Origin of the sequence: Candidatus Cybelea sp., from assembly GCA_036489315.1 — a bacterium.
In the GTDB taxonomy this organism is placed as follows: domain Bacteria; phylum Vulcanimicrobiota; class Vulcanimicrobiia; order Vulcanimicrobiales; family Vulcanimicrobiaceae; genus Cybelea.
The window spans coordinates 20,608-28,701 of sequence record DASXFZ010000054.1 but is presented as its reverse complement, the minus strand read 5'-3'; the positions used below and the strand labels follow the sequence as shown (position 1 = coordinate 28,701).

General features: G+C 64.8%; 10 protein-coding genes and 1 tRNA gene. All 11 read right to left on the bottom strand.

Features of this window, described 5'->3' with window-relative positions; genetic code table 11:
* Window positions 1-642: 642 nt before the first annotated feature.
* The 11 genes from VGG51_11685 to hrcA all read right to left on the bottom strand — a co-directional run bounded on the left by VGG51_11685 (window position 643) and on the right by hrcA (window position 8,090).
* Window positions 643-726, bottom strand: a tRNA-Leu gene (locus VGG51_11685).
* 13 nt (window positions 727-739) lie between these two features.
* On the bottom strand, window positions 740-982 hold the full coding sequence (locus VGG51_11680) for a DUF2630 family protein (protein ID HEY1883689.1): 243 nt from the start codon (window positions 980-982) through the stop codon (window positions 740-742).
* Window positions 979-1,947, bottom strand: coding sequence for a hypothetical protein (locus VGG51_11675; GenBank protein ID HEY1883688.1), 969 nt, complete (start codon window positions 1,945-1,947; stop codon window positions 979-981). Before VGG51_11675 ends, VGG51_11680 begins: the two co-directional genes overlap by 4 nt.
* Window positions 1,948-1,965: 18 nt before the next feature.
* Window positions 1,966-2,322 (bottom strand): hypothetical protein, encoded by a 357-nt coding sequence (locus VGG51_11670; GenBank protein ID HEY1883687.1) that lies wholly within the window; start codon window positions 2,320-2,322, stop codon window positions 1,966-1,968.
* Window positions 2,319-2,573: a hypothetical protein gene (locus VGG51_11665; GenBank protein HEY1883686.1), complete on the bottom strand. Its 255-nt coding sequence runs from the start codon at window positions 2,571-2,573 to the stop codon at window positions 2,319-2,321. The genes VGG51_11670 and VGG51_11665 overlap by 4 nt, the downstream gene beginning before the upstream one ends.
* A 59-nt stretch (window positions 2,574-2,632) precedes the next feature.
* Window positions 2,633-3,619 (bottom strand): acetyl-CoA carboxylase carboxyltransferase subunit alpha, encoded by a 987-nt coding sequence (locus VGG51_11660; GenBank protein ID HEY1883685.1) that lies wholly within the window; start codon window positions 3,617-3,619, stop codon window positions 2,633-2,635.
* Window positions 3,612-4,451, bottom strand: a complete 840-nt coding sequence (accD, locus tag VGG51_11655; GenBank protein HEY1883684.1) for an acetyl-CoA carboxylase, carboxyltransferase subunit beta — start codon at window positions 4,449-4,451, stop codon at window positions 3,612-3,614. Before accD ends, VGG51_11660 begins: the two co-directional genes overlap by 8 nt.
* Entirely contained in the window at window positions 4,438-5,178 is a 741-nt protein-coding gene (locus VGG51_11650; GenBank protein ID HEY1883683.1) for a polyprenol monophosphomannose synthase, read from the bottom strand. Before VGG51_11650 ends, accD begins: the two co-directional genes overlap by 14 nt.
* A 15-nt stretch (window positions 5,179-5,193) precedes the next feature.
* Window positions 5,194-5,928, bottom strand: coding sequence for a 16S rRNA (uracil(1498)-N(3))-methyltransferase (locus VGG51_11645; protein HEY1883682.1), 735 nt, complete (start codon window positions 5,926-5,928; stop codon window positions 5,194-5,196).
* The gene (gene dnaJ, locus VGG51_11640; GenBank protein ID HEY1883681.1) at window positions 5,925-7,040 is read right to left on the bottom strand and encodes a molecular chaperone DnaJ; all 1,116 of its coding nucleotides are present in this window, start codon (window positions 7,038-7,040) and stop codon (window positions 5,925-5,927) included. Before dnaJ ends, VGG51_11645 begins: the two co-directional genes overlap by 4 nt.
* Window positions 7,041-8,090, bottom strand: a complete 1,050-nt coding sequence (hrcA, locus tag VGG51_11635) for a heat-inducible transcriptional repressor HrcA (GenBank protein ID HEY1883680.1) — start codon at window positions 8,088-8,090, stop codon at window positions 7,041-7,043. It abuts the gene before it with no gap.
* Between the last annotated feature and the right edge of the window lie 4 nt (window positions 8,091-8,094).

Here is an 8,094-nt window from a genome sequence, read left to right as displayed (position 1 = left end):
GCAACTCGAGCGGGAAATCCGCGCCTACGTCCGACAACGTAACAAGAACCCCAAACCGTTCGTGTGGACCGCTACCGCCGACATGATCCTGGATAAAGTGGTAAAGGTTTGCGAACGAACTTCTAACTCACTACACTAGTCTCTCTTGACTTAGGAAGTTACTACCAAAACTCTCAGCTCTGGGTGTACAAGGGTTGCAACCCCAACTGCGCGCTCGTCGGCGGCCCCTTCCCCCTGCACGGACGGGAAGTCTATGGGGGCCTGAACCAGAAGGCTGACGCGTATGGCGTGACGGAATATAGCGGGGCCTCCTACCCTTACACGCTGACCGATATTTCTAAATATAGCCCAAAACACGTCACTTACAAGTACAGCTTTCGCAACTTTTTGGGAGGCGACAGCCCGGAGGGCTTTGCTTTTAGCCCCTCCCCAAAGCGGTGACAACAAACTGGCGCCGGTTCTGGCACTCTTTTGTGGGAGCTCACCTTTCTGGAGTTGACCGCAACACCGCAAGGCAAAAGAGACCTCGTCTTTGCCCTGTAGTCGAGTTGGCGGCTCAGGCGCCGATCACGGCGCACTGCCTGCGCGACGCACAGGCATCGGTGCTGGCAAAAAATGCGTGCCGCCCGAAGACACGAAATTTGGGATGGCCGGGGGTCGAACCCGGACGCTCTTTCGAGCAACGGATTTTAAGTCCGTAGTGTCTGCCTATTCCACCACCATCCCACGGCGGAGCGGCTTATTGCTGGTAGTGCTCGACGATCTCGCCGCTGCGCATGTCTGCCACGTCCGGATCCTGTCCCGCGTGGCGGCGGGCACGACGCTGACGTAACAAATCCCAGTACTGATCGAGCCGCACGGAGATCTCATCAAGGCGCGCGCGGTCGGTCTCGGAGAGATGACCGTTCTCGCCGTGCTCGAGCAGGCGATGCTCCTCGGCCACCAGGCTTTCGATGTGTTCGTTAATTTGCGGATCGTTCACGAGCGGAATCCTCTTCGGGTTTTCGGTGCTGCGGGAGCGGCGTGATGTTGTCCTGCATCGCGCTCCTGAAGCAGCACGCCGAGCAGCAAGTCGGCGGTCGTTGCGACGGCCGTCTCGCACTTGACCAGCTCCATGGCCGTTTCGAGCACGATGATGCCGGCCGGCAGAATATCGGCACGCTGCGGCTTCATTCCGACGACCTGCCTGCGCTCCTCGAGCGGCATCTTCAGCAGCAACCCGAGCACGCGCTGCAAAGCCGTGCGGTCGAGCGGAAAAGACTGCAGCAGGCTTCGTTTGCCGCGCACGATGGCCGCAACCGTCGTCGCGCTTCCACCGACAAAGGCAAGTCTCTCGATCTCGGCTTGCTCGGCGAGCGGCTGCAGCGCTTTGCGCGCCAGCTCGCGCGCGCGCTCGACGCTGCCTTCGTCTGCAACGCCGCCGGCGCCGCGCAGCTCGGGGACCTCTTCGGTTAAACGCACCGCGCCGATCTCGCACGAGATCACCGCTTCGGGTTGCGTCGACGTGCCGACGGCATACTCCGTGCTGCCGCCGCCGCAATCGACGACGCCGACGCGTTCGCCGCGCAGCGTGCCGAAGGCGCTCAAGGCTCCGCGATACGACGCGATCGCCTCTTCTTCACCCGAGAGAACGCGAAGCGGCACGCCCAGCATGCCCTGCACGCGCTGCGCGAAATCTTCGCCGTTGTCGGCGCGGCGCAGCGCGCTGGTCGAAATCGCAAAGAGCCGGACGTAGTGCCCGCGGATCGCGCGCTGGAACTGGGCGATCGCGTCGAGCGTGCGCGCCATCGCCTCGTCGGCGAGATGGCCGCGTTCGCCCAAGCCTTCGCCGATGCGCGTGCCCGTCGACCGCACGACCTCGATGCGCGGATTCTCCGGCTCGACGTCGGCCAGCAGCAGGCGCGTCGAGTTGGTGCCGATCGAGATCACGGCGTAGCGTTTGCTCATTGAAGAAGCGTTCTCGAGCTAGGCTTCGTGCCGAGTCGCAAAGAGCGCGGCGCGGCGCTTCTTGCGCAAGAAGTGCCGCTCGGCGGCGGGAATCGCATCGGCCGGCTCCCATTCTTCGGTGCTCTTGAGGTACGAAGCGATCTGCTCGTCGAGCTCCTCATCGCGAATCTGCGGCGCGAGCGAGACGGCGCAGCGGCGGCCCTCCCGCCGAACCTCGAATGCCAGGCGCTTGCGCCGCAGCAGCGAGCGCTGGTACTGCTCCTGATGCGACTGGACGTCGGCGGTGCTGGCACTGGCGAGATCGCCGCCGTCGAGCCGGACCAGCGCGCCGTAGGCGTTGAGGTTGATCACGATGCCGTTGGCAGTATCGTTCACGGAGTCGCGGCCGGAGCCGGCGCAGGCGAGATAAAGACCATTGCCTCATTGGGCCGCACCAGGCGCAGGCGGTCGTGGATTTCGGGGACGGCGCCTTCGGGATCACGCAGGCGGCGCAGCTCGCGCTGCTGCTCGTCTCGCTGCCGTTCGAGGGCGGCGATATCGGTCTGGAGCGACGAAAGCTGATGCGCCGCGGCGACGTTTTGGCCGATTGCCCGAACGAACTGCACGACGATGAGAGACGCTACCAATAGAACAACCGCCGCGGTGATGGCGCGACCGGCGGCGACGAGCACGGGACGAACGCGTGTCAGCGCGCCGTTCGTGCGGGCTCTAAGCTTTCTGCCTGCCATTCACCAAGTCGGCGATACTTTCGATACCGCTGCTCCAAGAGCACTTCCCCAGACAAGCCGGTCAAGTGCTGCAAAGCTGCATCCACGGCATCGAGCGTTCGCGTCACGACATCCTGCGCGTTCCGATGCGCCCCGCCCAGCGGCTCGGGGAGTATTTCATCCACGATGCCGAAGTGCTCCAAGTCATTGGCGGTTAACTTCAACCGCGCCGCCGCTTCTTCCGCTTTGCTCGCATCCGACCAAAGAATCGCCGCGCAGCCTTCCGGCGAGGCGACCGAGTACGTGCTGTGTTCGAGCATCATCACGCGATCGGCAATTGCGAGCGCCAGCGCGCCGCCGGAGCCGCCTTCACCGATTACCGTCGCGACGATCGGCACGGGTACGGCCGAAAACACTTGCAGGCAGACGGCGATCGCCTCCGACTGCGCGTGCTCCTCGGAGGTGATTCCCGGATCGGCGCCCTTCGTGTCGACGAACGTCACGATCGGCAGACGCAGGCGCCCGGCAAGCTTCGCCAGGCGGGTCGCTTTGCGGTATCCCTCGGGTGCCGGCATGCCGAAATTCCGCCGCAGATTTTCCTTCGTGTCACGTCCCCGCTGCTGACCCATCAGCATGACCGCACGGCCTCGCAGCAGTGCGAATCCGCCGACGATCGAGGGATCGTCGCGAAAGTGGCGATCGCCATGCAGCTCGTCGAACCGGTCGAAGCGCGCGATGTAGTCGAGCGAGGTCGGGCGGTTGGGATGGCGCGCCATGTGCACCTTCTCCCAGGGCGTGAGCGTCCCGAAGCGCTCGCGGAGGATCTCCTGGTACTTTTGCTCGAGGGCGCCGATTTCGCTGGACATGTCCAGCGGCTGCGCGGCCGAGGCTTCGCGCAGCTCCGAGAGGCGCCGCTCCAGCTCGACGAGACTCCTTTCGCGCTCGACGATCAGATTGTTACTCATGCCCGGCGTACTCCAGCAGGCGCACCAGCGTCCCTTTGAGACTGCGCCGGTCGACGACCATATCGATTGCGCCTTTTTCGAGGAGAAACTCGGCGGTCTGAAACTGGTCGGGGAGCCGCTGGCGGATCGTCTGCTCGATCACGCGGCGCCCCGCGAAGCCGATCATTGCCTTCGATTCCGCGACGATGACGTCGGCCTGAAACGCGAACGAGGCGGAGACGCCGCCGCTGGTCGGATCCGTCAAGACCACAACAAAGAAATTCCCCTCGTCCATGAAGCGCGAAACGGCGGCCGTCGTCTTGGCCATCTGCATCAGCGCGAGCATGCCCTCTTCCATCCGGGCGCCGCCCGAGGCCGAGAAGATAATGCAGGGAACGCGCCGGCGCCGCGCCTCTTCCAGCAGCAGCGTGATGCGTTCGCCGGTGACCTGCCCCATCGTGCCGCCGCGAAAGTGAAAGTCCATGATCGCGAGGGCCACTCGCCGGCCGCCAATCGAGGCGAAGCCGCAGACGACCGATTCGGAGATGCCGCTGCGTTCGCGATCGGTGCCGAGCTTGGCGGGATAGGTGCGCTTGTCGGTCCAGCCCAACGGGTCTTGCGGCAGTATCTCGCCGCCAATTTCGGTAAATTCGCCGTTGTCGGCGACCGAGGCGATACGATCGTAGGCGTGCATCCGGAAGTGGTAGCCGCAGCGCGTGCAGACGAAAAGATTCGCGGCGAGATCGCGCCGGTAGAGGACCTCGCCGCACTTTTGGCACTTGCTCCACATCGCCGCTTCGGCCGCCTCGGGCTCCTTCGCCCGGCGAGCCGTGAGCCAGTCAGGCCTTGGCACTCGAGCTCCGCTCCTTCGCGGGCTTCGGGAGGAGCCAGGCCGCGTAGAGCCGGCGCAGCTGCCGAAGATAATTGAAGATCTCGCGCTCGTTGAGCTTCGACTGGCCGGCGACGCGGTCGGTGAAGACGTAGGGAATCTCGACGGCCTTTCCGTAGCGCGCTTTCGCGATCACCTCGAGGCCGATCTTGAAGCCGATCGGATCGAGCTGCACGCCGTCGAGCGCCTCGCGGCGGACGAGAAAGAAGCCGCTCGTCACGTCCTTTACGCTGGTCAGCGGACGCGCGAGCCAACAGGCGACGCGCGAGGTGATGATGCGCCGCATCGGCCAGTTTTCGATCCCGCCGCCGGCGACGTAGCGGCTCCCGACGGCCAAGCCGTACTCGCCGGAGGCAAGCGCCGCGGCCATTTTCGGGAGCGCCTTCACGTCGTGGCTGAAGTCGGCGTCCATCGCTCCGAGTACGACCGAATCAGGCCGTGCGATCGTCCAGCCCTCGATCACGGCGCTGGAGAGGCCGAGTTTTCCGGCGCGGTGCAGGCAGCGCACGGGCAAATCCTTAGAGAGCCGGTCGACGATCGCGCCGGTGCCGTCCGGCGAGTTGTCGTCGACGACGATCACTTCACCGTCGAGGCCGTTTTCCGCAAACGTCTCGGCGAGCGCGCGCAGCAGCTTCTCGATGCCGGCGGCCTCGTTGTAGGTGGGGATGACGATCGAAAACGGGAGTGGCATGCGCAATCGCAGACTCTACGACGCCAGGGACCCAATCACCGCCAGCAGTACGAGCGCGGCCGTATCGGTGCGCAGCACGCGCGGGCCAAGCCAGAGCAGCGCAGCGTCCTTTCCAGCGGCAAGCTCCGCCTCGGCGTGGGTAAAACCGCCCTCGGGCCCGACGACGACCAGGACTCGCCCGCGGCCGGGGAGGGCCTCACGCAACCGTTCGTACAGCGGAGCTGGGGCAGCGAGCTCCCAGGCAAAGAGCACGCCGTCGTACTCCCCGAAGCGCGCGAGCAGCCCCTCGAAATCGAGCGGGTCGGCAATCTGCGGGATCGTTTTACGGCCGGACTGCAGGGCCGCCGTGCGCGCGATTCGCCGCCAGCGCGAGAGCTTCTCAGCCCCGACGTCGCGCCGCACGCTGCGCTCGCAGACGAATGGCACAAAGGTCTCGACACCGAGTTCCGTGCCTTTTTCGACGACGAACTCCATTCGTTGGCCTTTGGGCACCGCTTGCGCAAGGTCGATCTGCAGCGCCGCGGCAGATGCTGCTCCTTCGATGGTGCGGGTGATTTCGGCGTGGACGGATCTCGCGATTTCACGGATCGTTGCGGCGAAGGTCCGCGCTGTCGAATCGATCAGCACGATCTCGTCGCCGGCTTTCAAGCGCAGGACGTGCTCGATCTTGTGCGCGTCGGCACCGTCGATCTCGACGATGCCACCAATCTCGTTCGCGCCTTCGACGAAGAAGCGGCGCGCGGCGGTCACTCCGGGCGAAACGCGTCCTTCACGCGTTCGAAGAAACTACGCTCGTCGATGACGTCGCCGCCCGCGTGCGCGTACTCCTCGAGTGCTTCACGCTGATGCCGGTTCATCTTCGTCGGGACGACGACGTGCACGGTAACGTGATGGTCGCCGTGCTGCGAGCCGCGCACGCTCGGCATCCCGAAGCCGCGCAAGCGCAGACGCGAGCCCGATTGAGTGCCCGGCGGCAGCGTCACCTCGACGCCGCCGTGCAGCGACGGTACCTCGATCGTTGCGCCGAGCGCCGCGGATGGGAAACTTACCGGCACGTCGACGAACGTATCGCGTGCCTCGCGACGGAAGAGCTTGTGCGGCGTGATACGCAGATACACGTAGAGATCGCCGGGCGGGCCGCCGTGCGAGCCGGCCTCGCCGTTGGCGGCGATGCGAATCCGCGACCCATCGTCGACGCCCGCGGGAATGTTCACCGTGAGGTGGGCTTCGTGCTCGCTCTTGCCTTGGCCGTTACAGCTTTCGCAGGGGGCAGAGATGACGTGACCCTCGCCGCCGCAGCGCGTGCACGCGGATTGCGTGATGATTTGCCCGAGCGGGGTGTGACGCGCCGTGCGCATCGTTCCAGTGCCGCGGCAGCGATCGCAGGCAGTGATAATCGTGCCGGGTTTGGCGCCGCTCCCCTTACAGCTTTCGCACTGCCCCAGCCGGTTGAAGGCGATCTCTTTGGTGGTGCCGGCGAACGCTTCTTCGAGTGAGATCTCGAGATCGTAGCGGAGATCGGAGCCGCGCTCCGGCCCAGCGCGGCGCGGCTGCGGCCCGCGCATGCCGCTGAAAAACATATCGAAGATGTCGCCGAAGCCGCCGTTTGCGAAGAAATCGCCCGGACCGGCCGATGCGCCGTTGCCGACGACGCCAAAGCGGTCGTACTGCGCCCGCTTGTTGGGATCGGAGAGCACCTCGTAGGCTTCGTTGATCGCTTTGAAGTGATGCTCGGCCTTCGACTTATCCTCAGCAACGTCGGGATGATGCTGACGCGCAAGGTTGCGATAGGCTCGCTTAATCTCATCCCCCGAGGCGCTGCGAGCAACGCCGAGGGTCTCGTAGTAATCCGTCGCGGGCATCTACGTTATGTGATCGACATCCGAAAGCCGATGGCTTAGCGTTTCGGCCGTTCCTGAAGCGAGCGCCAGCAGCCGGGCGTAGGGCATGCGTCGCGGCCCCAGAATCGAGAGCATCCCCAGCGCGTGCGAGCCGAAACGGTAAGGAACGGTAACGATCGAGAGGTCGGCAAGCTCCTCGCTGCCGAGTTCGTGCCCGATCTTGACGCTGGCGGTGTCGGCGGTCATCGCGTCGGCGACCAGTTGATAGAGCGTCTTCTGCTCTTCGACGATTCGCAGAATCGAGCGCAGCTTACGCAAGTCTTGAAACTCCGGCTGATCGAGCAGATTCTGTGCGCCGGCAGCGGCAATCGTCGGCTGTTCGCTCGAGCGCGCCGATAGGCAGGCGTTGACGACCGCCACGCGCAGATCGTCGGAGACGCACGCCTGGGTGGCCGCACGGGCAATCTCGGGTTCGGTCACGTCACGCATCGAACGATCGGCGAGCCGCGCGTTGAGCGCATTGGAAAAGCGGGTGAGATCGTCGGGCTGCACTTCGGCGCCGAGTTCGAACAGGCTCTGCGCGGCAACGCCGAGCGAGGTGACGACGATCGCCACGCCGGTGTGCGGCGAGAGCCAGATCAGCTGGATGTGTTTGTAGCTGGGCGTCTCTTGCTGCGGCTTGGTGACAAAAGCGAGATTATTGGAAAGCCGGCCGAGCAGGCGCGTGGTGTGATCGATAATCTCGTCGAGCTCGCGGGCCGCGTCGGAGAGCTCGTCGCGGATGCGGCGCCGCTCGCTCTGGTTCAGCTCCTCGGGCTGCATCAGTTGGTCGACGTAGGTACGGTAGCCGGCGTCCGAGGGGATCCGTCCGGCCGAGGTATGAGGCTGGGTCAAATACCCGCCCGCCTCGAGCTCCGCCATCTCGTTGCGGACGGTTGCCGAGCTGATGCCGAGGTTGTACTTCTGGGTGAGCACCTGGGAGCCGACCGGTTCGGCGGTCGCTATATATTCGTAGACGACCGTCGCCAGGATATAGGCCTTGCGCTTGTCGAGGCCGCCAGTTTCTGTCACGCCC

What these genes read in the sequence shown, in the direction of transcription:
- VGG51_11675 (HEY1883688.1), bottom strand. Translation starts at nt 1,947, where the DNA reads ATGAGCAAACGCTACGCCGTGATCTCGATCGGCACCAACTCGACGCGC.
- VGG51_11660 (HEY1883685.1), bottom strand. Translation starts at nt 3,619, where the DNA reads ATGAGTAACAATCTGATCGTCGAGCGCGAAAGGAGTCTCGTCGAGCTG.
- dnaJ (HEY1883681.1), bottom strand. Translation starts at nt 7,040, where the DNA reads ATGCCCGCGACGGATTACTACGAGACCCTCGGCGTTGCTCGCAGCGCC.
- VGG51_11650 (HEY1883683.1), bottom strand. Translation starts at nt 5,178, where the DNA reads ATGCCACTCCCGTTTTCGATCGTCATCCCCACCTACAACGAGGCCGCC.